This is a genomic window from Frankia nepalensis, from assembly GCF_016786325.1.
Lineage (GTDB): Bacteria > Actinomycetota > Actinomycetes > Frankiales > Frankiaceae > Pseudofrankia > Pseudofrankia nepalensis.
This window is the reverse complement of sequence record NZ_JADWYU010000011.1, coordinates 1-1,127: the sequence shown is the minus strand read 5'-3', so window position 1 is coordinate 1,127 and position 1,127 is coordinate 1. Positions and strand designations below refer to the sequence as shown.

Annotated in this window: 1 protein-coding gene; it reads right to left on the bottom strand. The window is 71.5% G+C overall.

Going from position 1 to position 1,127, the window contains the following annotated elements; translation table 11 throughout:
- Positions 1–27: 27 nt before the first annotated feature.
- Positions 28–1,127, bottom strand: a 1,100-nt coding sequence (locus I6A81_RS00070; RefSeq protein WP_203008560.1) for an IS110 family RNA-guided transposase, incomplete at its 5' end; no start/stop codon positions are given.

Genomic DNA, 1,127 nt, shown 5'->3' with positions numbered 1-1,127 from the left:
TGGTCAGACATCCCATGTTCTTGGATGTCAAGCGGCGATCTGTTCGGTGACGTACTGTGGCCAGGCGGTCGCCTCGCTGTAGGTGGTGTGGGTCTTGAGGCAGCCGTGGAGGATGCCGACGAGGCGGTTGGCGAGCTGGCGCAGGGCCGCGTGGTGGCTGGTGCCACGGGCGCGAAGGGTGTCGTAGTAGGCGCGGGCGCCGGGTGAGGCTCGCAGGGCGCAGAAGGCCTGCCGGTGCAGGGCGTCCGCGAGCCGGCGGTTGCGGGCGTAGCGGGCCAGGGCGATCTTCTTCTTCCCGGAGGCACGGGTGATCGGGCTGGTCCCGGCGTAGTTCTTGCGGGCCTTGGCGTCGGTGTAGCGGTGCGGGTCGTCTCCGAACTCGGCGAGCACCCGGGCGGCGAGGACCGGTCCCAGGCCGGGCTGGGACCGGTAGATCTCAGCGTCCGGGTGCTGGCCAAAATGGGCATCGACCTGCTCGGCGAGCCGGTCGATCTCGGCGTTGAGCGTGCCGATCAGCCCGACCTGGGCGCGGACAACCGCCGCGTAGGCACCGGCGATCACCGAGGACACGGGTAGCTGGCCGGCCTGGAACGCGGCCCGGATCTTCCGCGACTTCTCCGCGATGTCACGGCGACGGGCCCGTTTCAGGACGGCGGAGATCTGCGCGACGGTCAGCCGCCGGGCCGCCTGCGCGCTCGGCGCCTTGGCGAGCAGCTCCAACGTGTCCGGCGCGGCCAGGTCGTCGAACACGGCCACCGCGGCCGGGAACGACTCCAGCAACGCCGAGCGCAGCCGCTGCGCCTGCCGGGTCCGGTCCCAGACCAACGTCTGGTGAGCCCGGGCGGTGACCTTCACCGCCTCCGCGAGCTCACTGTCACCGGCCACGGACCGCAACTGGTGGCGATCGGTCCGGACCATGTCCGCCAGCGCGTGCGCGTCACCGGCGTCGCTCTTGGCCCCCGACGTCGAGTACCGCTCCCGGTAACGGGCAGCCTGCAGCGGGTTCACCGCGATCACCTGATAGCCCGCCGCGACCAGCGCGGACACCCACGGCCCGCGGTCGGTCTCGATCCCGATCACCACCTGGCCCGGGTCGGCGTCCTCAGGCAGATGCGCGCCGACCAGTT